The organism is Amycolatopsis sp. NPDC059027, from assembly GCF_042739735.1.
Classification (GTDB): Bacteria; Actinomycetota; Actinomycetes; order Mycobacteriales; family Pseudonocardiaceae; genus Amycolatopsis.
In genome coordinates this window covers 18,587-38,251 of sequence record NZ_JBHYIK010000043.1, presented here as the reverse complement: position 1 = coordinate 38,251, position 19,665 = coordinate 18,587, and the positions used below count along the sequence as shown (strand labels likewise).

Below are 19,665 nucleotides of genomic sequence, written 5' to 3'. Positions count from 1 at the left end.
CGCGCGCGCCCCCTCGCGTGTGCGCGCTCCGCCGCGCCCGGCGCCCCCCCCCCCCCCCCACACCGGGCGAACGGAGTCGGCGAGCGCAGGGAAGTCCGAGGGACGCCCTGGGTGCATCCACCGCACCCAGGGACGCCCTTGTCACACCCCAGACCAACGCACCCAATGCCACATTCGGGCGCTCGTCCGCCGGGAACGACGCCGGACAGGGTCAGCCGTGAATGCGGCCGGAGAGTTCGGCGAGCCGCCGCCCGCCACCGCCCCAGCGGAGCGCGATGATCTCGGCGGCGATCGAAACCGCGGTCTCCTCCGGGGTACGGGCGCCGAGGTCGAGCCCGATCGGCGAGGAGAGCCGCTCCAGCTCCGCCTCGGTGATCCCGGCCTCGCGCAGCCGCGCGAACCGGTCGTCGTGGGTCTTGCGCGACCCCATCGCGCCGACGTAGCCGACGTCGAGCCGCAGCGCGACCTCCAGCAGCGGCACGTCGAACTTCGGGTCGTGGGTCAGCACCGCGATCGCCGTGCGCTGGTCGATCCGCCCCGCCTCGGCCTCCGCGGTCAGGTACCGGTGCGGCCAGTCGACGACGACCTCGTGGGCCTCGGGGAACCGGCTGCTGGTCGCGAACACCGGGCGCGCGTCGCACACCGTAACCTGGTAGCCGAGATAGGCGCCCATCCTCGCCATCGCGGCGGCGAAGTCGATCGCGCCGAAGACGAGCAGCCGCGGCGGCGGCTCGAAGGAGTTGACGAACACTGTCATGCCCTCGCCTCGGCGCTGGCCGTCCGGCCCGTAGTGCAGGGTGCCGGTGCGTCCGCTGGCGAGCAGGCCGCGCGCGTCGTCGGCGACGGCGTCGTCCATCCGGGACGACCCGAGCGAGCCCGCCGTCCGGTCCGGCCACACCACCATGTGCTCACCGACCAGTCCGGCCCGCTCGTGTTCGATGACCGTGACCACCGCGACCGGCTCACCGCCGCGGACCGACTCGACGACCTCGGTGAGCTCGGGCATGGACCGCTGGTCCACGTGCTCGACGTAGATGTCGATGATCCCGCCGCAGGTGAGCCCGACCGCGAACGCGTCGTCGTCGGTGACGCCGTAGCGCTGCAGCACGGGTTTGCGCTCCGCGACGACCTCCTGAGCCAGTTCGTACACCGCGCCCTCGACGCACCCGCCGGACACACTGCCCGCCACGGTGCCGTCCGGCGCCACGACCATCGACGCGCCCGGAGCGCGTGGAGCCGAAGAGAACGTCGCCACGACGGTGCCGAGCCCCACCGTCTCCCCCGCCGACCAGCGGCGGTACACCTCGTCCAGTACGTCACGCATCGGCGATCTCCCCGAGCAGTCGTTCCAAGGTGGCCAGGCTGTGCCCGGCCAGCAGCCCGTCGATGTACGGGAGCGTGGCCACGATCCCGCTCTGGACCGGGGCGTAGCCCGCACGTCCCGCATGCGGATTCACCCAGAGTACGGCGTGAGCGAGACGGCGCAGCCGAGCCATCTGCTCCCGGAGCAACGCCGGATCGCCCCGTTCCCATCCATCGGAGAACACCGTGACCACCGCGCGCCGTGCGACGCCGCGCTGTCCCCAGCGGTCGAGGAACGCGCGCAATGTCTCGCCAAGCCTTGTGCCACCAGCGAAATCGGGGACGGAAGTGCCCGCCGCGAGCATCGCGCGTTCCGGATCCCGCTGCCGCAACTGGCGCGAAACCCGGGTCAGGCGAGTACCGAGGGTGAACGTCTCGACCACCGCCGGCGCGTGCCGGGTGAGTACGTGGGCGAAGCGCAGCAAGGCGTCCGCATACGGGCTCATCGACCCCGAGACGTCGATGAGCAGCACGACCCGCCGGGTGCGAGTACCCCGGCGGGTGCGCGGTAGCTTTACGGGCTCACCGCCGGTGGCGAGCATCGCACGCAGGGTGCGCGACGCGTCGAGCCTGCCGCGTCGCGACGGTGTTCTCCTGGCCGCCGGGCGGGTCGGCAGCACCGGCCGCAGTGTGGCGAGGAGTTCGCGGAGGTGTTCGCGTTCGGCCGTGGTCAGCTCGGCGAGGTCGCGATGGCGCAGGATCTCCTGGGAGCTGGCCGCGACACGCAGTTCGTCGCGGCCCTCGCCGGATCCGCTGCCGCCGCCCGGATCCGTGGTCAGCGGGGCGATCGTGGTCCGAGGCGGCATTTGCGTGCGGGAGCGTCCCTGGGGCGGGGCATCGAGGGCGAACCAGCGCGCGAAGGCCTCTTCGTAGCGTGGCAGGTCGTCGGGATCCGAGCACAGCGTCAGGCGTCCCGCCCAGTACAGCTGGGCGGGCTCGGCGACGTCGATCTGGGAGACGGCCGTCAGATACGCCTGCACCCGCCGGGCGTCGCAGGCCACGCCCGCCTCGCGCAGAGCGGCGGCGAAGCCGGCCAACCCGGGCACCGGATCGGAGACGGCCGCCGTGGCAGGGTGCATCTGTCCATTGTGCCTCGCGGTCCACGGAGCGCACAGAACGAAGGTGAGGGGCGGTCTGCGCACACCGCTCCTCCCCAGGGCGGGTGCGCAGACCGCGCTCTTCGCAGCGGCCTGCCCCGGTAGCGCAGGGCGGGCGCGAAGAGTTCGGAAAAGGGTCTACAGAACCGAAATCAGCATTCGGTGGAGGAAACCGTCTTCCGTTCGGTGGCTTGACCGATCCGCATGGTTTCCTCCCTTCGGTTTCTCGCGGTGCTTTCCGCGGTGCCCGACAAGAATGACCGCTGAGCGGCGGGCACGTCAAAGCAATTACCACGCGGCCGTTCTCTCGCTACGGTGACGTCATGATCTTTCCTCGACTTACGCGAGTGGCGCTCGCCGCCGCGCTCGCGTGCGCGGTGAGCAGCGCTGTCCCCGCCACCGCCGCGGAATCCGCCGCGCACGGCGCCGTCCCGGTCGTCTTCGACGGCGACATGGACTTCGACGACGCCGCGACCCTGGCTTACCTTTGCCAGGCGGAGAAACAGCACCGGATCGACCTGCGCGCGGTCACCGTGACGAACAACGGTTCGGGGACGCCGGGCAGGGCACTGACCCACGTCCGGACCGAACTCGAACGCTGCGGGCTGAGCGGGATCCCGGTCGCGGACGGCTCTCCCACCGGCGTCAACCCGCAGCCGCTGGAGGGCCGCGCGTGGACCGAGCGGGTGCTGACCGCCGCGTTCGGCGACGGTGACCGCCCCGACCGGCCGTCGGTACTCCCGGCCTGGCAGCTGCTGGCCGGATCCGTGCTCACCGCACCGCGCCCGGTCGTCGTGCTGGCCACCGGCCCGCTCACCAACGTCGCGAAGGCACTCGACGTGCCCGGCGTCGCCGCGCGCATCTCCCGGCTTTCGGTGATGGGCGGCGCGTTCGGCGTGCCCGGCAACATCTACGGCCCCGACGCCGCGAAGTTCGACGGCAGCCAGGAGGTCAACATGTGGCTGGATCCCGCGTCCGCCGCGCGCGTGTTCGCGAAGCTGCCCGGCAGGGTGGACATCGCGCCCTTGGACGCCACGAACGACGTCCCGGTCACACAGTCCTTTGTGGACAAAATCGGGACGGGCCGGACCCCGGAGGCGCGGCTCGTGCACGCCATCCTCACCCAGCCGGAGGCCGCGGCGGGCATCGCCGCGGGCACGCTCTACTGGTGGGACACGCTCGCCGCGTCCGTCGTGTTCGACCGGGTCAACCCGGTGAGCCAGCGCGAGGAACGGGTCGCTGTGCGGCAGGACGGCACGGCGGCGGGACGCACGGTGATCACCCCGGACGGGACACCCCAGCGCGTCGGATATCACGCCGACCGCGCCCAGTACGAGGACGGCTACTTCGCGATGCTCACCGGCGGCTGAGCGACCGGGCTCAGGCGAACAGCGCGTCGAGCTTCGCGCGAACGCGGTCGAGATCCTCGCTGTACTTGAGGACGGCGCCGAGGGTGCGTGCCGCCGAGGCCGCGTCCAGTTCGTCCCTGTCCAGTGCGAGCAGCGCCCGCGCCCAGTCGAGCGATTCCGCGACGCCGGGCGGTTTGAGCAGTTCCATGCCGCGCAGCCGGTGGGTCGCCTCGGCGACCTGCTTGGCCAGTCCCTCGGTGATGTCCGGCAGCCTGCGGCGCAGGATGCTCACCTCGCGGGCGAGATCGGGATGTTCGAGCCAGTGGTAGAGGCAGCGGCGTTTGAGCGCGTCGTGGACCTCGCGGGTGCGGTTGGAGGTCAGCACCACCAGCGGCGGCTGGGCGGCGCGGACCTCGCCGTACTCGGGAATCGTGACGGCGTATTCGTCGAGCAACTGCAGCAGGAAGGCCTCGAACTCGTCGTCGGCGCGGTCGATCTCGTCGACCAGCAGCACGCACGGGGCGCTGAGTGCCTGAAGTAGCGGACGCGCCAGCAGAAACCGGTCGGTGTACAGCGAACGCTCCGCCTCGTCGACATCGAGCTTGCCGTCGCCCGCCGCCTCCAGCGCGCGCAGGTGCAGGAGCTGACGCGGGAAGTCCCATTCGTACAGCGCCTGCGCCGCGTCGATGCCCTCGTGGCACTGGAGCCGGACCAGTGGCCTGCCGAGGGCGGTGGCCATGGCCAGCGCGAGGGAGGTCTTGCCGGTGCCGGGTTCGCCTTCACAGAACAGCGGACGGCGCATGCGCAGCGCGAGGAATCCGGCGGTGGCGATGCCGTCGTCGGCGAGGTAGCCCGTCGCGTCCAGTGCGGCGGTCAGGTCTTCTGGCGAAGCGAACGGCTCGGTCACGTCCCCGATCGTAAGGCGCGTACCCGGCGGTGTGCCGGTCATCCGCCGGGAAGATCGTCGCGGCGATCGACGTCGCGGCCGCTGCCGAGGTCACCGCATTCCACCAGGCGCAGATCGGTCCGCCCGGCGAGCCAGTCCCGCGCGCCGCGATCACCGCGCGCGCTCTCGGCGACCTCGGCCCACCAGTGCCTGCCGAGCAGGACCGGGTGCCCGGGGACGCCGTCGTACGCGGCACGGGCGACGACGTCGGAACCGCTTCCGGCGGCCACTCTCGCCACCGCCTCGGCGCTGACCCAGGGCAGGTCGACGAGGTGGACGAGCGCGGCGTCGGTGTTTTCGGGCAGGTCGGCCAGGACGTCGAGCCCGGCACGCAGCGACTCCCCCATCCCGTGCTCCCAGCCCTCGGCGAGCACGGCGACGGTCGGATCCGGCAACAGATCGCGCACCTGCTCCGCGGCGGCGCCGAGCACTACCCGGATCGGGCCGCAGCCCGCCGCTTCCAGTGCGCGGAGGGCACGCAGGACGAAGGGTTCGCCGTCGAACTCGGCGAGCGCTTTCGGACCGCCGAAGCGGCGGCCCGCCCCGGCCGCCAGCAGGAGCCCGGCGACGCTAGACACCGCGGTTCGCCCTGGCGGAGGGGGCCGCGATCGCCAGATCCGCCTCGATCGCGCGGGCGGCGTCGAGCAGCGGGGGCACGAATTCGGTGCGGGCCTGCTCCGCGGTGGTGCGGCTGGCGTGGGTGGACAGGTTCACCGCGGCGACCACGGCACCCCGGCGGTCGTGGATGGGCGCGGCCACCGAGCGCAGTCCCTCCTCCAGTTCCTGGTCGACCATCGCCCAGCCCTGCGCGCGCACCCGGGTCAGCTCGGCGCGGAGCAGGTCGGGTGAGGTCACCGTGCGCTCGGTGAGCTTGTCGAAGCGCACGACCGCGAAGTACGCCTCCAGCTCGGCTTCGCTCATCCCGGCCAGCAGCACGTGCCCCATCGAGGTGGCGTGGGCGGGGAACCGGGTGCCGACGTTGATGCTGACGGTCATGATCCGCGACACCGCGACCCTGGCCACGTACACGATGTCGGTGCCTTCGAGCACCGATACCGAGCTCGATTCGTGCACCCGCGCGGAAAGCCGCTCCAGATGCGGATGCGCGACCTCCGGGAGCGACATGCTGGACAGGTAGGCGTAGCCGAGTTCGAGCACCCGCGCGGTGAGCGAGAAGTACTTGCCGTCGGTCCGCACGTAGCCGAGGTCCACGAGGGTGAGCAGGAAGCGGCGCGCGGCCGCGCGGGTCAGGCCCGTCGACCGCGCCACGTCGCTCAGCGTCAGTTCCACCGCGTCGGCGTGGAACGCCTTGATCACGGCGAGCCCACGCTCCAGCGACTGCACGTGGTGGGCGCCGCGGCCGGCGTCCGTCTCCCCTTGATCCATGCCCGTGACCCTATCCGGCCGCGGGGTCCCCGAGTTCGGCGAGGACACGCTGGGCGATGGCGAACGCGGCGTTCGCGGCGGGCGCGCCCGCGTAGACAGCGGTGTGCAGCAGGACCTCGCCGATCTCGGCCGCGGTGAGCCCGTTGCGGACCGCCGCGCGGACGTGCATGGCCAGCTCGTCGTGACAGTGCAGCGCGGTGAGCGCGGCCAGCGTGACGCAGCTGCGGGTACGCCGGTCCAGCCCATCCCGGGACCACACCGAACCCCAGGCGCCCTCAGTGATGTAGTCCTGGAACGGCCGGGTGAACTCGGTGGTGTTCGCGACCGCGCGGTCGACGTGTTCGTCACCGAGCACCTCGCGCCGCACCCTCATGCCGGTCTCGTGGCGTTCGCTCACAGTTTTCCGCCCTCCACAGTCTTCAGGTGCTCGAGCATGATCCGGGCGAACTCGGCAGGCTGCTCGTAGTTGCCGAGATGGGCCGCGCCCTCGACGATCTCCAGCCGGGCACCCGGGATGGCGTCCGCGATCAACCTGCCGTGCTCGGGCGGAGTCGCCGGGTCCTCGGCACCCGCGATGACGACCGTGGGCGCGGTGATCTTCGGCAACGCGTCCAGCTGATCCATCCGCTCGATGATCCCGCAGCAGGCGGCGTACCCCTCGGCGGAGGTCCCGGCGATCATCGCCCGCAGGAACTCGGCCTCGTCCGGGTTGCGCCGCGCGTACTCCGGCGTCACCCAGCGGCCGACGCCCCCTTCCGCCACCACACCGGTCCCCTGCTCGCGGACCAGCCGGGCCCGCTCGGCCCACATGCTCGGCGGCCCGAGCTTCGCCGAGGTGCAGCACAGGATCAGGCTCGCGATCCGTTCCGGGGCGTGTACGCCGGCCCACATGCCCGTCATCCCGCCCAGAGAGAGACCGGCCAGGTGCGCGCGCTCCACGCCCTGCTCGTCGAGGAGCGCGACCAGGTCCGCGACGAGATCGTCCAATGTGTACGGACCGGGTGGCACCGGCGAGGCGCCGTGTCCCCGGGTGTCGTACCGGATCACCCGGAAACCCTGCCGTACCAAGGGTTCCATCTGCGGCTGCCACATGCGGTGGTCGCTGCCGAGGGAACCGCTGAGCACGACGGCGGGGCCGTCCGCGGGCCCCTCCACCACGCTGTGCACGCGAACCGGGCTGGTCACTCGTGCCCCTCTCGATCGGGCTGGTGCGGTGTCACTGGTTACGGGTCACAGGGCGAAGAACACCGTCTCGCCGCCGCCCTGCAGACGTACGTCGAATCGGTAGCCGTCGGCGGTCTTCGCCGCGATCAGGGTGTGCCGCCGGTCCTCGGGGACACTGGCGAGCACCGGGTCGCCGGTGTTGTCCTGATCCTCGAAGTAGACCCGCGTGACCACCCGGTGCAGCAGTCCCCTGGCGAACACCGAGACGTCGACATGCGGTGCCTGCGGCGCCCCGTCCTCCCCTGGCACAACGCCGGGAAGCACGGTGAAGATCCCGTAGTGGCCCGCGGTGTCGGTCGGGCAGCGGCCGAAGCCCCGGAAGCCCGGGGCCGCAGCGCCGCGGGGATCGTCGGGATGGTCGAACCGGCCGCTGGGATCGGCCTGCCATGTCTCGATCATCGCGTCCGGAATCGGCTCGCCCGCCCCGTCGAAGACGGTGCCGCGGATCCACACCCCGCCGGGTGTCCCTTCCGGCACCACGTACGGCCCGTCCGGCCAGGGCAGCCCGATGGACAGATAGGGCCCGACGGTCTGCGAGGGCGTCGACAGCGATTCGGCCATCAGTCCTCGTCCTCCTCGTCCTCGAACACCGAGGCCTCCCGGCCGCGCAGCACGATGTCGAACTGGAACGCCAGCGCCCAGTGGTCCTCGGTGCGGTCGAGGTCGAACCGGGCGATCATCCGCTGCCGCGCCTTCTCGTCCGGGATGGAGTTGAAGATCGGGTCCTGGGCGAACAGCGGATCGTCCGGGAAGTACATCTGGGTGACCAGCCGCTGCGTGAACGCGCTGCCGAACACCGAGAAGTGGATGTGCGACGGACGCCAGGCGTTGTCGTGGTTCTTCCACGGATACGCGCCGGGCTTGATCGTGGTGAAGGTGTAGCGGCCCTCGCCGTCGGTCAGCGTCCGGCCCGCCCCGTCGAAGTTCGGGTCGAGCGGGGACGGCCAGCGGTCGCCGGTGTGCCGGTACCGGCCGCCGGCGTTGGCCTGCCAGATCTCGACCAGCGAATTCCGCACCGGGCGGCCCTCGCCGTCGAGCAGCCTGCCGGTGACGATGATCCGCTGCCCCTGCGGCTCCCCGGCGTGCTGGCGGGTCAGGTCGTTGTCGAGCGCGCCGATCCGGCCGGGGCCGAGCAGCGGCCCGGTGACCTCGGTGAGCTGCTGCGGCAGCACGACGAGTGGCTGTTTCGGATGCCGCAGGGCCGTCGAGCGATAGCCGGGGGAATCCAACGGTGCGTGGGTGCCCTCCGGATCCTGCCGGTACCGCGGCAGCCGGAGTCCGGACGGTGCGGCCACTGCATGCTCTCCTCTCACGGACATTCGGTTCACTGGCCTTCGATGACGACGGCGAGCCCCTGGCCGACGCCGATGCAGATCGCGGCGAGGCCCCAGCCGCCGCCCCTGCGGTGCAGTTCGTGCGCGAGCGTGCCGAGGATCCGCCCGCCCGAGGCGCCGAGCGGGTGGCCGATGGCGATCGCGCCGCCGTGGATGTTCACGATCTCCGGGTCGAGCTTCGGCCAGTCACGGAGACAGGCCAGCGACTGCGCGGCGAACGCCTCGTTCAGTTCGACCGCGGCCAGATCGGCCCAGCCGATCCCGGCGCGCTCCAGCGCGATCTCGGCCGCGCGGACCGGGCCGATGCCGAACACGTCCGGATCGACCCCCGCCGCGCCGCGCCCGGCGATGCGCGCCAGCGGCGCCGTGCCCAGTCGCGTGGCCGCCGCCTCGTCACCGAGCAGGAGTGCCGAGGCGCCGTCGTTGAGCGGGGACGCGTTGCCCGCCGTGACCGTCCCTTGTGGACGGAAGACGGTCTTGAGCTTCGCCAGCTTCTCGGTGCTGGAATCGGCGCGGATGCCCTCGTCCCTGGTCAGCTCGACACCCTCGACGGGGACGACGTGGTTGTCGTAGAACCCCTCGTCCCAGGCGCGGGCGGCGTTGCGGTGGCTGCGGACGGCGAACTCGTCCTGCTCCTCCCTGCCGATGCCGTACCGCTCGGCGAGGCGTTCGGTGGACTCGCCGAGGGAGATGGTCCACTGCTCGGGCATCTCCGGGTTGACCATCCGCCAGCCCAGCGCCGTCGAGTACAGCGTCTGGTTGCTGTTCGGGAAGGCCTTCTCCGGCTTCGGCATCACCAGCGGCGAGCGGCTCATCGACTCGACGCCACCCGCGACGGCCAGCGAGGCGTCGCCGACCTGGATCGCCCTGCTCGCCTGGCCGACCGCTTCCAGCCCCGAGCCGCACAGCCGGTTGACGGTGCTGCCCGGCACCGAGGTCGGCCAGCCCGCCAGCAACGCCGCCATCCGCGCGACGTTGCGGTTGTCCTCGCCCGCGCCGTTGGCGTCGCCGAGCGTCACCTCGTCCACTGTGGACGGATCGAGGCCGGTGCGCTCGGCGAGCGCGCGCAGCACACCGGCGGCCAGGTCGTCGGGCCGCACGCCGGACAACGCGCCGCCATAGCGGCCGAACGGGGTCCGGACCGCGTCCAGGATGAATACGTCGCTCATGCGCTCGCCTTCCGGAGTTCGCGGAGCAGGGTCAGCTCCTGATCGGTGGGCGCGGGCGTGACGGCGAGATCCTCCGCCACCTTGAGTGCCCAGCCGGTGGCCGCCACCGCCTGCTCGAGCTCCACCCCGGGGTGCAGCTCGGTCAGGGTCAGCTCGGAGGTCTCCGGATCGGGCCGCAGCAGGCCGAGATCGGTCACCACCAGCGTCGGCCCCGCGCCGCGCAGGCCGAGGCGTTCGCGATCACCCTTGCCGGTGCCGTGCCCGAACGAGGTGACGAAGTCGACCTTGTCGACGAACGCGCGGGTGTTCTGCCGCAGCACGACGAACACCTCCTTGCAGGACGCCGCGATCTCCGGCGCGCCACCGGCCCCGGGCAGCCGCACCTTAGGGTCACGGTAGTGGGAACCGATCACCGTCGTGTTGATGTTGCCGAACCTGTCCAGCTGCGCAGCGCCGAGGAAGCCGACGTCGATACGGCCGGGCTGCAGCCAGTAGTTGAACACCTCGGGCACGCTCACCACCGCGTCGGCCGTGTCGGCCAGCTCGCCGTCGCCGATCGACAGCGGGAGCCGGGACGGTTTCGCGCCGAGACAGCCCGATTCGTAGATCAGTGTCAGGTTCGGCGCGTGCGTGCGGCGAGCCAGGTTCGCCGCCGTGCTCGGCAGCCCGATCCCGACGAAGCAGGACATCCCGTCGCCGAGTGCCCGCGCCGCCGCGACGCTCATCATCTCGTCGGCCGTGTAAGCCGGGCGGTCGCTCATGCCGCCACCCCCGTCAGTTCCCGGAGCCAGCCGGTGAAGGCGTCCCTGTCCCGGCCGATCGCGTCCCATGCCTGATAGGCGTCGTTGTCCCGTTCGTAGTATCCGGCCGCGTAGGACGGGCGCGCGCCGCCCGGCGCCTCGGCCACCGCCGTGACCGCCCAGGACGGCAGCACCAGTGCGCCCGGCCGGGGCTCCAGCTCGTCGACGATCTCCTCGACCGTGACGAGCGAGCGTTTCGCCGCCAGCACGGCCTCCTTCTGCACCCCGGTGATACCCCACAGCTGGACGTTGCCGGCGCGGTCCGCGCGCTGAGCGTGCACGATCGAGACGTCGGGGTTCAGCGCCGGGACCGCGGCGAGCGTCTCCCCGGTGAAGGGACAGGTGATCGGCTTGATGGTCTCGGTCTGCGCCGGGAGATCGGTGCCGGTGTACCCGCGCAGCACCGCGAACGGCAGCCCGGACGCCCCGGCGACGTACCGGTTGGCCATGCCGGCGTGGCTGTGTTCCTCGATCTCCAGCGGGACCGGCCACGCGTGCTGGACGGCGTCCCGGAAGCGGTGCAGCGATCCGACGCCGGGATTGCCTCCCCACGAGAAGATCAGCTTGCGCGCGCAGCCCGCGCCGATCAGCTGGTCGTACACGATGTCCGGGGTCATCCGGACCAGCGTGAGATCGCGCCGGTGCTGCCGGATGATCTCGTGCCCCGCCGCGACCGGGATGAGGTGCGTGAACCCTTCGAGCGCGACGGTGTCCCCGTCGTGCACGAGGCGCCGCACGGCCTCACTCAGCGACAGCAGCTCTGCCATCACGTACTCCTTGTCCGGGTATTCGATGTCCGGGTATCACTGTCCAGATTGTTCGGATAGCGCACATTCGTTCTGCATCTGAACATACCACGGCCCGTCGCCGCCCGGCGAGCCTCATTCCGGTGAATGGATGTCTGTCCCCGGTTCACTCGTCCGGCCCACCCGGGTGTACTGAATTCGGCCGACGCGGAACCGGGACGGACCCGGCTACGCTGCGCCGCCATGGACAGCCATCTGCGCCCGGAGCTGGCACGGATGGTCCAGGCGGCGATGTCCCAGCCGGACCAGCACGTCCCGTTCTTCGCCGACAGCCGCGAGGACGTGCTGTCGCCGGAAACCCTCGGCACCGTCGTCCATTTCCTCGACGTCGCACGGAATCACCTGAGCCCCGGACAGGTCCCGCCGTCCGACGTCGACCTCGAAACGGTCTACCTGGCCGGCTGTTACTTCTGGGCCCGCTGCCGGTTCCTCGCCGAGGCGGACGCGGTCCGGGACCACCAGGTGTCGCTCGCCCTGCTGGCCATCGTGCACGCGATCCGGCCGGAAGCCGTGCCCCAGCCCCGCCGCGCCCAGTTCGCCCGCACCCCGCCGGCGCTGCCTCCGGTGGCGGGGATCCTGCACGGCACCGCGATGATTTTGGCGGCCGTCAGCAAGGAACACGCGCACGAGAGCGGACTCTGGACGGCTGTCGCGCTGACCGGGTACGCGCGGGATTCGGTCACCGGCCCCCAGGATCCCGCGATGGTCTTCGACCACGGCGTCCTGTTCGCGGACCTCTTCGCGTTCACCGGGGATCCCGACCACTTCCGCGCGGCGATCGCGCTCATGCGGAAGGCCGTCGCCGCCTTTCCCGGCGGAGAAGCCCCGGAAGCGATGCACACCGCGCTCGCCCGCGCGCAGGAGAAAGCGCCCTCCGCTCCGGAGCCGGATCCCGGCGTCGTCACCGCGACGGCCCGGCATTCCCTCGCCGGGGCGAATCCGACGTCCCCGGTGTACGGACAACTGCTGGCCGAACTGGGCGAAGTCCTCCACAAGCGCTTCAAGTCCTTCGGCGAAATCGGTGACCTCGCCGAAGCCATCCGCTACCTCGAAACCGCCGTCGCGACCACGCCCGCGGCCCGGCACGACCAGCCCGTCATGCGGATCAAGCTCGCCCTCGCGCTGGCGGAACGCGGAAGACACGCCAGGCAGCAGGGCGACCTCGACCGCGCGACAACGCTCCTGCGCGATCTGACCACCGATCCGTCCGCCGCGGAAGCACACCGGCAGCTGGCGGGCCTCGAACTGGCGCGTCTCCCCGACCGGCCGTGGAACCCTCGCGCCGATCTGGTGGCCGCCACGGCGGAGTTCGAGAAAACCGCGCTCACGCCCGCCCACGACATCCCGGCCCGCCTGCGCGCCGCGTACTCCTGGGGACTGCACAGCGGTCACCTGGGCCAGCTCGACCAGGCGAACCAGGCATTCGGGCTCGCGCTCGACGAACTGCTGCCGAAGCTGGCGGCCCACACGCAAGGCAGGACGCGCGAAATCCCCTCGCCTGCCTGCGACGCGGCCGCCGTCGCCCTCGAACGGGGCAACCCGGCCGAAGCGCTCGTGCGGCTCGAACACGGCCGCGCGGTCGTGCTCGCCGAAGCCGTCCGGTTGCGGCCGCACGCCGGCCTCGCCGCGCGTCATCCCGAACTGGCGAACCGGTTCGACCAGGCCTGCGTGACACTGAGCCGCGAAACGGTATCCATGCGCGTGCGCAGGCGCGCCACCGCGGACTTCCGCGAGACGGTCGCCGAGATCCGGTCCCTCCCCGGGTTCGACCGGTTCCTCCAGCGTCGCGACTTCTGGTCCCTGCGCAAGGCCGCCGCGCACGGCCCGGTCGCCGTCGTCAACGTCGCGGAGCTGGGCTGCGCGGCGTTGTTGTTGCGCCCCGGCGCGGACGCCCCCGAAGTGGTGCCGCTGCCGGGGATCACGCGGACGGAGGTCTTCCACCGCACCGAAGCGTTCCTCACCGCCGTCGCCGCACTGTCCGCAATGGACAGTGTGACCGCCGGACACGACCGGACCGTCATGGCGACGCTGGAATGGCTGTGGGACCACATCGCGGGCCCGGTACTGAAAGCACTCGACCTCGACGAGCACAGTCTCGACGAGCACAGCGAGGAAGGCCCCCGGCTCTGGTGGTGCCCGACCGGGCCGCTGGCCCTGCTTCCGCTCCACGCCGCGCGCTGCGGAGCCGACGACAGTTATGCCCACGACAGAGTCGTCTCCTCTTACACCCCGACGCTCAGCGCCCTTCTCCACGCACGGACCCGGCGAAGAACAGTGGCGACGTCACGCCTCGGCGTCGCCTACGCGGCTTCGCACGCGTCACTGCCCGCCGTCCGCGAAGAGCTGGAAGCGTTGTCTCGACCGGCGTCGCTGCTCGTGGGAGCGGAGGCTACCCCGAGTGCCGTCCGCACGGCGTTGCGCTCCCACCACTGGGCGCACCTCGCCTGCCCCGCCGAACACGATCCGGTCGATCCGTCGCGAAGCGGGCTCGCACTCCACGACGGATTCCTCCCCCTGCGCGAACTCTCCGCCGAACCACCGCGGGACGCCGAATTCGCGTTCCTGTCCGCCTGTCACACCGCGACCTGGTCGCCTGCCCATGGCGACGAGGTCGTCTCGCTCGCCGGCGCGTTCCAGCTGTGCGGCTACCGGCACGTGATCGGGAGCCTGTGGACCACCGCCGCGGTCACTCCCCTGATCGCCAATGAGGTGTACCGCGAAATGACCACCGCGGAGGACGCCGCGCTCGCCCTGCACCGGGCGACGCGACGTCTGCGGGCCGAACACCGTTACTCGGCACCGCCTTTCTGGGCGTCGTTCGTCCACTTCGGACCCTGAGCCGGCGGGAACCATTCGACGGCCTTGAAGTCCCCGCTCTCGACGCGCTCGAACGGCGCGCTGGACAGGCACTTCGGCACCGACTTGCCGTCCTCGATCACCCAGCTGTAGCCCACGCGGTCGTGCTTGCCGTTGTCGTACACCGTGATACCGCGCCGTAGCCCCTTCAGCTCGGGCAGGTTCGTGTCCGTGACAACTCCGGTCAGCACCGCGACCGAACCGCCGACGACCAGGCAGTCGACCTTCCCGGAGAACCAGCCGGAGAGAGCCCCCGACCGGTGGCTCACCCGGAACGTCCCGCGCGCGTCAGGGCCGAGGCCGTGCGCGTCGATGGCGAACCGGACGTCGTCGCCGCCCGCCCGCGCGAGCTTCGCGCTGCCCACCAGGCTCGGTTCGGCAGGCCCGTCCCCGGCGCTCGCGGCGGCCCCGCCCGACACCGTGACCGCGGTCGCCAGCGCCACCGCCGCGAGTGCCCGTTTCGTTCCCCTCATCGCGTTCCCCTTCGCTCCCGGTTCCGGCGGTCCGCCCGCCGTGTCCCCACGATCCCGGGCCGCCGGGGCCCCGCGGCTCAACCGCGAAGGGGAACCGGCTCACCCGCGCTGGGGATCTCCGTCGGTCCCTGGCATTAGGCTGTCCCGGTGCCTTCCCGACCTTTGATCGCCGTGACGCGCTGGATCCCGGACGAAGCGGTGAAGATCCTCGCCGAAGCGGGCGAAGTCCACGTCTCCTCCGCTGATCGTCCGCTCGGCGCGGGAGAACTCCGCGAGTTCACCACCGGGGCGTCAGCCATAGTCGGCATGCTCCACGACCGCCTCGACGGGGAACTCGCGGACGCCGCGGGACCACAACTCGAGATTGTCGCCAACGTCGCCGTCGGCTACGACAACGTCGACGTCCCGGCACTCGCCGAGCGCGGTGTGGTGGTGACCAATACGCCCGGCGTGCTCACCGACGCCACCGCGGATCTCACCTTCGGGCTCATCCTGGCGCTCACGCGGCGGCTCGGCGAGGGCGAACGCCTCATCCGCGCCCGCGAGCAGTGGTCGTTCCACCTCGGCTTCCTGCTCGGATCCGGCCTGCAGGGAAAGACGCTGGGGATCGTCGGGCTCGGCCAGATCGGCAGGGCCGTCGCCCGGCGCGCCCGCGCGTTCGGCATGCGCATCGTCTACAGCGGACGGAAACCGGCACCGTCCGAAGTGGAATCCGCGCTGGCGGCGGAGTTCGTGCCGCTGCCGGAACTGCTGGCCAACGCCGACGTCGTTTCCCTGCACTGCCCGCTCACCACCGCGACGCGGCATCTCATCGGCGCGGACGCGTTACGCGCGATGAAACCGGGCGCGTACCTGGTGAACACCACCCGTGGCCCGGTCGTCGACGAGTCCGCGCTGGCCGACGCGCTCGAAGCCGGGGAGATCGCCGGCGCGGCGCTCGACGTCTTCGAACACGAGCCGTCGGTGGAAGAAAGGCTGGTGGAACGGGAAGATGTCGTGCTGACCCCGCATCTGGGTTCGGCCACGGTGGAAACCCGCACGGAGATGGCGGTGCTCGCCGCCCGCAACGTAGTCTCGGTGCTCGCCGGGAACGATCCGCTGACGGAGGTAAGGCCATGACGCGCGTCGTGATCGCGCCGGACAAGTTCAAGGGCAGCCTCACCGCGGTCGAGGCCGCCGAGGCCATCGCGCTCGGCGTGCGCGATGCCCTGCCGGACGCCGAGGTGCTGACCTGCCCGGTCGCCGACGGCGGCGAAGGCACCCTCGACGTCCTGGCCGCGGCCGGTGCCCGCATCGTGGAACTCCGCGTCCGCGGTCCGCTGGACGACAGCGTGGACGCGCGGTACGCGGTGCTGGACGGCACGGCCTACATCGAGTCTGCGCGCGCCTGTGGCATCGAGTTCGTCGAGCCGGATCCCGCGACCGCACTGGCAGCGCACACCTGGGGCGTCGGGGAACTGCTCGGGCACGCGCTGGCGAACGGCGCGCGCGGGCTGGTGCTGACCGTCGGCGGCACGGCGAGCACGGACGGCGGCGCGGGGATGCTCGCCGCCTTGGGTGCCGGGGTGTTCGACGCGTTCGGCGCGCCGATCGGGCTGGGCGGCGGCACGCTCACGCGCGTCGCGACGGTCGAACTCGGTCCCACCCACGATCGGCTGGGCAAGGTCGGAGTCTCGGTCGCGACGGACGTGACGAACCCGCTCGTGGGGCCGGACGGGGCGGCCGCGGTGTTCGGGCCGCAAAAGGGCGCGGGCCCGGACGAGGTCGAGGTGCTCGACGACGCGCTGAGCCGCTGGGCGCAGGCGCTGCACACCGCCGGTGCGCCCGACGTGTCCGACGTACCGGGCGCGGGCGCCGGTGGCGGCGTGGCCGCCGGCGCCATCGCGGGACTGGGCGGGAAGGTGGAGTCGGGTTTCGACCTGATCGCGGCCCTGACCGGGGTCGACGCCGCCCTCGACGGCGCCGACCTCGTCATCACCGGGGAAGGTTCCCTTGACGTGCAAAGCCTTTCCGGCAAAGCCCCCGCCGGGATCGCCGCGCGGGCGGCGAAACGCGGGGCGGATCTGCTGGTGCTCGCGGGCCGGATCCAGCTGTCGCCCGCGCAGCTGACAGCGCTGGGCGTGGCGGGCGGTCCGGCAGGCGCCGCCGCCCTGATCGACCACGCACCATCCCTGGCACACGCGACGCAGCACGCCGCCGAGCACCTTCGGACCCAGGCGGCCGCCCTTACCCGGACCTGGTCCGAAGGCCAGGCCCGAGCCTGACGCGCCTGACGGAAACACGCTTCCAGAACCGTTGTCCTGTCAGCGTGTTTTCGTCAGCCCGCGACGAAGTTACTGCTGCGGCAGCACGGCGAACGCGACGTCGCCCGCCTCGTTCTGCTGCACGTCGAGCACCTTGTCGTCGAGCAGTGCGGCGGCTTGGGGTTCGAGGAAGACCTTCGCCCCTCCGTCGTCGGAGCCGAGAACGCTGTCGCCGTCCTGGGGTGCGGGCGCGACGGACAGTTCGAGCTGGGCTCCTTCGCCGTCCTGGTTCTGGAGCGCGAACCGGAGTCCGCTGCCCTCGGTCCCTCCTTGGGTGGTCAGTGCGGTGATGGCCTCTGCGGCGGCTTCAGTCACGGTCAGCAATTTTCGGCCTTCCCTTCGCTTACGGTCGAAATCCACTGGCGGTCCACGCTAGGGGCGTCGGCCGGGTGGCGCAGTGTGAGTGGCGAACACCCCGGTCACGGGCCCGCGGCCTCAGCCGCGGCTCGCCTCGCGGATGGCGTCGGCGACGGTGCCACCCTGGATGACGGCGGGCGCGGTCTCCACGGTGTCCACGCTGTCGTCGAGCTGTTCGGCCGGAGTGGCGGCGATCGGACGGTCCCGGATGACTTCCGGGGTGACGTCGGGTTCCTCCTCGGCGAGACGGGTGCCGAGGTCTTCACCCTCCCGGATCTCGGCGGGGGTGGTGCCGTGCCGGTTGGCGGCACTCCAGTGCTCGGGTGGTTCGACGCCCGCCTCGAGCGGGTCGACGTTCAGTTCGTCCTCGTCGAGGGCCTCGCTGGGGGTGAGTGTGTCGGGTTCGGCCGATTCACGATCGCTCAAGGCGTGCCTCCCATGCGTTTCCGCTTCCGTTGTGCGTACCCGGCAGGGCGGGCGCCGAAACGGGGCCGTTCGTGTCACCGGGATCACATTTCTTCAACTGGTTCAACACATTCAGGATTTAGTGAAACGGAGGTAGCCTCAGGTCATGACCATGACCAGGTGGGCGCCGGGGCACCAGCCCGTCCGGCGCACGCCGCGGCGACAACACGAACTGGGCGGCCACGCCGCCTGGTACGTCGTCGCCGGAGCGGTCACCACGGGCCTGCAAGCTGCACTGTTCCTGATGCTGCAGCCCGAACTCGGCACCCAGCCCGCGAACCTCGTGGCGATCGCGCTGACCACGCTCGCCAACACCGAGTTCCATCGCCGGATCACGTTCGCGGGACGCACCGGCAACGCCGGGAAGCGACATCTGCAGAACCTGCTGACGTTCGCCTTCTACGCCGGGTACGGCTCGATCGTGCTGGCGACACTCGACGCGCTCGTCGGCTCCCCGACGGCGTGGGAACAGACCGCGACACTGCTCGCGGCGAGCGTCGTCGGCGGAGTCGCACGCTTCGCACTACTGAGGTGGTGGGTTTTCGCCCATCCGGCGACTGAAACCGTCAAAAACTGAGCTTCAGACCTCGATTTCAGCACATACTGAGAAGCGCAAATTGCAGTGCGCAACTCCCGGTCTCGGTTGTGTCAAGACCCGTACCGCTATCGAGGTATCTCTAGTTGAAATCTGGACGGGCGACGTGCACGCGCATACGATTACGCTGCGTCGCACCAGTGGCGGGTATGACCTGATCTTACGGCCCATTCGCTGCTAAAACGTTACGGAGCGTTGACCCTGACTGGTAACAGTCCCGGGGTCGCCGGGGAGACGACCATGACAGCAGTGTCCAGCACGACCCGCACCGACTCGCCCGCCGCACTACCCGGCTACACGACGCCGGAGACGATGCCGCGGCCGGGCGGGCGGCTCACCAAGGAGGATCTCGACCCGCTCGTACGCGAGGCCGGGAGCGGGGACCCGGCGGCGGTCCACGCGTTGCTCAGGAAGATCGAGCCGGTCGTGGTGCGCTACTGCCGGGCCAGGATGGGCGGGCGCGACCTGTCCTACCTCTCGGCCGACGACGTCGCCCAGGAAGTCTGCCTCGCCGTGCTGAAGGCGCTCCCCGACTACCAGGACCGCGGCGGCTCCTTCCTCTACCTCGTGCACGCCATCGCCGCCAACAAGGTCGCCGACGCCTACCGCGCGGTGGCCCGGGACCGCTCCGACCCGGTCCCCGAACTCCCCGAGCGCCCGCTGGCCGACAACGAGCCCGAAATGCACGCCCTGCACGTCGACCTCGGCGCCCGCCTCGGCAGGCTGCTCGCCAAGCTGCCACGCACGCAGCAGGAGATCCTCGCCCTGCGCATCGCCGTCGGCCTCTCGGCCACCGAAACCGCCGAAGCGCTCGGTATCTCGTCGGGCAACGTCCGCGTCACGCAGCACCGCGCCCTCGGCCGCCTCCGCGCCATGATCCAGGACGAGGAGTTCTGACCTCCATCACGCGAGTTACGCCCCCAATCACGCGAGATCTCCCTTCAATCACGCGAGTCGCGCGTTTCAGGTCAGGCCGTAGAGCGTCCTCGCGTTGTGTTCGAAGACCGCGAGACGCTCGGAGTCCGACAAAGACCCCGGGGGGGGGGGCGCCGGGGGGGGGGGGCCAGGCCCCATCAGCGCCCCCGGGGCGCCACCCCCCGCCCCGCGCGCACCCCCCACGCCCCCCCCCCCCCCCCCCCCGCC

The 19,665-nt window shown here is 71.3% G+C and carries 21 protein-coding genes; 6 read left to right on the top strand and 15 right to left on the bottom strand.

From position 1 onward, the window contains the following. Nucleotides 1–211: 211 nt before the first annotated feature. Together ACFWY9_RS27545 and ACFWY9_RS27540 are read right to left on the bottom strand one after the other, a co-directional pair. Nucleotides 212–1,324, bottom strand: coding sequence for an XdhC family protein (locus ACFWY9_RS27545; protein WP_378329107.1), 1,113 nt, complete (start codon nucleotides 1,322–1,324; stop codon nucleotides 212–214). After that, a complete protein-coding gene (locus ACFWY9_RS27540; protein ID WP_378329106.1) occupies nucleotides 1,317–2,441 on the bottom strand; it encodes a VWA domain-containing protein in 1,125 nt (374 codons plus the stop codon). Before ACFWY9_RS27540 ends, ACFWY9_RS27545 begins: the two co-directional genes overlap by 8 nt. A 341-nt stretch (nucleotides 2,442–2,782) precedes the next feature. Between ACFWY9_RS27540 and ACFWY9_RS27535 the strand changes: the two genes are divergently transcribed. Further along, nucleotides 2,783–3,829, top strand: a complete 1,047-nt coding sequence (locus tag ACFWY9_RS27535) for a nucleoside hydrolase (RefSeq protein ID WP_378329105.1) — start codon at nucleotides 2,783–2,785, stop codon at nucleotides 3,827–3,829. A gap of 10 nt (nucleotides 3,830–3,839) precedes the next feature. Here the strand turns inward: ACFWY9_RS27535 and ACFWY9_RS27530 are convergent, their stop codons facing one another. From ACFWY9_RS27530 to ACFWY9_RS27485, 10 genes are read right to left on the bottom strand one after another with little or no spacing between them, the layout of a single operon-like run. After that, nucleotides 3,840–4,757: an AAA family ATPase gene (locus ACFWY9_RS27530; protein ID WP_378329104.1), complete on the bottom strand. Its 918-nt coding sequence runs from the start codon at nucleotides 4,755–4,757 to the stop codon at nucleotides 3,840–3,842. Continuing rightward, complete coding sequence (locus ACFWY9_RS27525; RefSeq protein WP_378329103.1) at nucleotides 4,754–5,332, bottom strand: NTP transferase domain-containing protein; 579 nt, start codon at nucleotides 5,330–5,332, stop codon at nucleotides 4,754–4,756. Before ACFWY9_RS27525 ends, ACFWY9_RS27530 begins: the two co-directional genes overlap by 4 nt. Continuing rightward, the gene (locus ACFWY9_RS27520; protein WP_378329102.1) at nucleotides 5,325–6,140 is read right to left on the bottom strand and encodes an IclR family transcriptional regulator C-terminal domain-containing protein; all 816 of its coding nucleotides are present in this window, start codon (nucleotides 6,138–6,140) and stop codon (nucleotides 5,325–5,327) included. Before ACFWY9_RS27520 ends, ACFWY9_RS27525 begins: the two co-directional genes overlap by 8 nt. Before the next feature lie 10 nt (nucleotides 6,141–6,150). Next, nucleotides 6,151–6,537 carry a 4-carboxymuconolactone decarboxylase gene (pcaC, locus tag ACFWY9_RS27515; protein WP_378329101.1) on the bottom strand — a complete coding sequence of 129 codons (387 nt, stop codon included), beginning with the start codon at nucleotides 6,535–6,537 and terminating at the stop codon, nucleotides 6,151–6,153. Then, nucleotides 6,534–7,325 carry a 3-oxoadipate enol-lactonase gene (gene pcaD, locus ACFWY9_RS27510; protein ID WP_378329100.1) on the bottom strand — a complete coding sequence of 264 codons (792 nt, stop codon included), beginning with the start codon at nucleotides 7,323–7,325 and terminating at the stop codon, nucleotides 6,534–6,536. Before pcaD ends, pcaC begins: the two co-directional genes overlap by 4 nt. Nucleotides 7,326–7,370: 45 nt before the next feature. Then, on the bottom strand, nucleotides 7,371–7,925 hold the full coding sequence (gene pcaG, locus ACFWY9_RS27505) for a protocatechuate 3,4-dioxygenase subunit alpha (protein ID WP_378329099.1): 555 nt from the start codon (nucleotides 7,923–7,925) through the stop codon (nucleotides 7,371–7,373). Next, nucleotides 7,925–8,659 (bottom strand): protocatechuate 3,4-dioxygenase subunit beta, encoded by a 735-nt coding sequence (gene pcaH / locus ACFWY9_RS27500; protein WP_378329098.1) that lies wholly within the window; start codon nucleotides 8,657–8,659, stop codon nucleotides 7,925–7,927. Before pcaH ends, pcaG begins: the two co-directional genes overlap by 1 nt. Nucleotides 8,660–8,688: 29 nt before the next feature. Continuing rightward, entirely contained in the window at nucleotides 8,689–9,867 is a 1,179-nt protein-coding gene (locus tag ACFWY9_RS27495; protein WP_378329097.1) for a thiolase family protein, read from the bottom strand. Beyond that, nucleotides 9,864–10,628, bottom strand: coding sequence for a CoA-transferase subunit beta (locus tag ACFWY9_RS27490; protein ID WP_378329096.1), 765 nt, complete (start codon nucleotides 10,626–10,628; stop codon nucleotides 9,864–9,866). The genes ACFWY9_RS27495 and ACFWY9_RS27490 overlap by 4 nt, the downstream gene beginning before the upstream one ends. After that, nucleotides 10,625–11,434, bottom strand: a complete 810-nt coding sequence (locus ACFWY9_RS27485; protein ID WP_378329095.1) for a CoA transferase subunit A — start codon at nucleotides 11,432–11,434, stop codon at nucleotides 10,625–10,627. Before ACFWY9_RS27485 ends, ACFWY9_RS27490 begins: the two co-directional genes overlap by 4 nt. A gap of 222 nt (nucleotides 11,435–11,656) precedes the next feature. Here ACFWY9_RS27485 and ACFWY9_RS27480 point away from each other — a divergent pair, with 222 nt between their 5' ends. After that, nucleotides 11,657–14,311 (top strand): CHAT domain-containing protein, encoded by a 2,655-nt coding sequence (locus ACFWY9_RS27480; protein WP_378329094.1) that lies wholly within the window; start codon nucleotides 11,657–11,659, stop codon nucleotides 14,309–14,311. Here ACFWY9_RS27480 and ACFWY9_RS27475 read toward each other — a convergent pair. Further along, the gene (locus ACFWY9_RS27475) at nucleotides 14,263–14,802 is read right to left on the bottom strand and encodes a hypothetical protein (RefSeq protein ID WP_378329093.1); all 540 of its coding nucleotides are present in this window, start codon (nucleotides 14,800–14,802) and stop codon (nucleotides 14,263–14,265) included. The genes ACFWY9_RS27480 and ACFWY9_RS27475 overlap by 49 nt on opposite strands. A gap of 147 nt (nucleotides 14,803–14,949) precedes the next feature. Between ACFWY9_RS27475 and ACFWY9_RS27470 the strand changes: the two genes are divergently transcribed. Continuing rightward, on the top strand, nucleotides 14,950–15,921 hold the full coding sequence (locus tag ACFWY9_RS27470) for a 2-hydroxyacid dehydrogenase (RefSeq protein ID WP_378329092.1): 972 nt from the start codon (nucleotides 14,950–14,952) through the stop codon (nucleotides 15,919–15,921). Continuing rightward, nucleotides 15,918–17,066 (top strand): glycerate kinase, encoded by a 1,149-nt coding sequence (locus tag ACFWY9_RS27465; RefSeq protein WP_378329091.1) that lies wholly within the window; start codon nucleotides 15,918–15,920, stop codon nucleotides 17,064–17,066. The genes ACFWY9_RS27470 and ACFWY9_RS27465 overlap by 4 nt, the downstream gene beginning before the upstream one ends. 69 nt (nucleotides 17,067–17,135) lie before the next feature. On the opposite strand, the gene ACFWY9_RS27460 is transcribed toward ACFWY9_RS27465, so the two are convergent. Continuing rightward, the gene (locus ACFWY9_RS27460; protein WP_378329090.1) at nucleotides 17,136–17,429 is read right to left on the bottom strand and encodes an iron-sulfur cluster biosynthesis protein; all 294 of its coding nucleotides are present in this window, start codon (nucleotides 17,427–17,429) and stop codon (nucleotides 17,136–17,138) included. Between the two features lie 111 nt (nucleotides 17,430–17,540). Next, a complete protein-coding gene (locus ACFWY9_RS27455; protein ID WP_378329089.1) occupies nucleotides 17,541–17,888 on the bottom strand; it encodes a hypothetical protein in 348 nt (115 codons plus the stop codon). Between the two features lie 145 nt (nucleotides 17,889–18,033). On the opposite strand from ACFWY9_RS27455, the gene ACFWY9_RS27450 reads away from it, so the two are divergent. Next, nucleotides 18,034–18,504, top strand: a complete 471-nt coding sequence (locus ACFWY9_RS27450) for a GtrA family protein (protein ID WP_378329088.1) — start codon at nucleotides 18,034–18,036, stop codon at nucleotides 18,502–18,504. 330 nt (nucleotides 18,505–18,834) lie between these two features. Further along, nucleotides 18,835–19,419: an RNA polymerase sigma factor ShbA gene (gene shbA, locus ACFWY9_RS27445; RefSeq protein WP_378329141.1), complete on the top strand. Its 585-nt coding sequence runs from the start codon at nucleotides 18,835–18,837 to the stop codon at nucleotides 19,417–19,419. The last annotated feature ends 246 nt before the right edge of the window (nucleotides 19,420–19,665 follow it).

Bases quoted from the DNA above. Each gene is read 5' to 3' on its own strand.
- ACFWY9_RS27545 (WP_378329107.1), bottom strand. From the start codon at position 1,324: ATGCGTGACGTACTGGACGAGGTGTACCGCCGCTGGTCGGCGGGGGAG.
- ACFWY9_RS27540 (WP_378329106.1), bottom strand. From the start codon at position 2,441: ATGCACCCTGCCACGGCGGCCGTCTCCGATCCGGTGCCCGGGTTGGCC.
- ACFWY9_RS27535 (WP_378329105.1), top strand. From the start codon at position 2,783: ATGATCTTTCCTCGACTTACGCGAGTGGCGCTCGCCGCCGCGCTCGCG.
- ACFWY9_RS27530 (WP_378329104.1), bottom strand. From the start codon at position 4,757: ATGACCGGCACACCGCCGGGTACGCGCCTTACGATCGGGGACGTGACC.
- ACFWY9_RS27520 (WP_378329102.1), bottom strand. From the start codon at position 6,140: ATGGATCAAGGGGAGACGGACGCCGGCCGCGGCGCCCACCACGTGCAG.
- pcaG (WP_378329099.1), bottom strand. From the start codon at position 7,925: ATGGCCGAATCGCTGTCGACGCCCTCGCAGACCGTCGGGCCCTATCTG.
- ACFWY9_RS27495 (WP_378329097.1), bottom strand. From the start codon at position 9,867: ATGAGCGACGTATTCATCCTGGACGCGGTCCGGACCCCGTTCGGCCGC.
- ACFWY9_RS27490 (WP_378329096.1), bottom strand. From the start codon at position 10,628: ATGAGCGACCGCCCGGCTTACACGGCCGACGAGATGATGAGCGTCGCG.
- ACFWY9_RS27485 (WP_378329095.1), bottom strand. From the start codon at position 11,434: ATGGCAGAGCTGCTGTCGCTGAGTGAGGCCGTGCGGCGCCTCGTGCAC.
- ACFWY9_RS27480 (WP_378329094.1), top strand. From the start codon at position 11,657: ATGGACAGCCATCTGCGCCCGGAGCTGGCACGGATGGTCCAGGCGGCG.
- ACFWY9_RS27475 (WP_378329093.1), bottom strand. From the start codon at position 14,802: ATGAGGGGAACGAAACGGGCACTCGCGGCGGTGGCGCTGGCGACCGCG.
- ACFWY9_RS27465 (WP_378329091.1), top strand. From the start codon at position 15,918: ATGACGCGCGTCGTGATCGCGCCGGACAAGTTCAAGGGCAGCCTCACC.
- ACFWY9_RS27450 (WP_378329088.1), top strand. From the start codon at position 18,034: ATGACCATGACCAGGTGGGCGCCGGGGCACCAGCCCGTCCGGCGCACG.
- shbA (WP_378329141.1), top strand. From the start codon at position 18,835: ATGCCGCGGCCGGGCGGGCGGCTCACCAAGGAGGATCTCGACCCGCTC.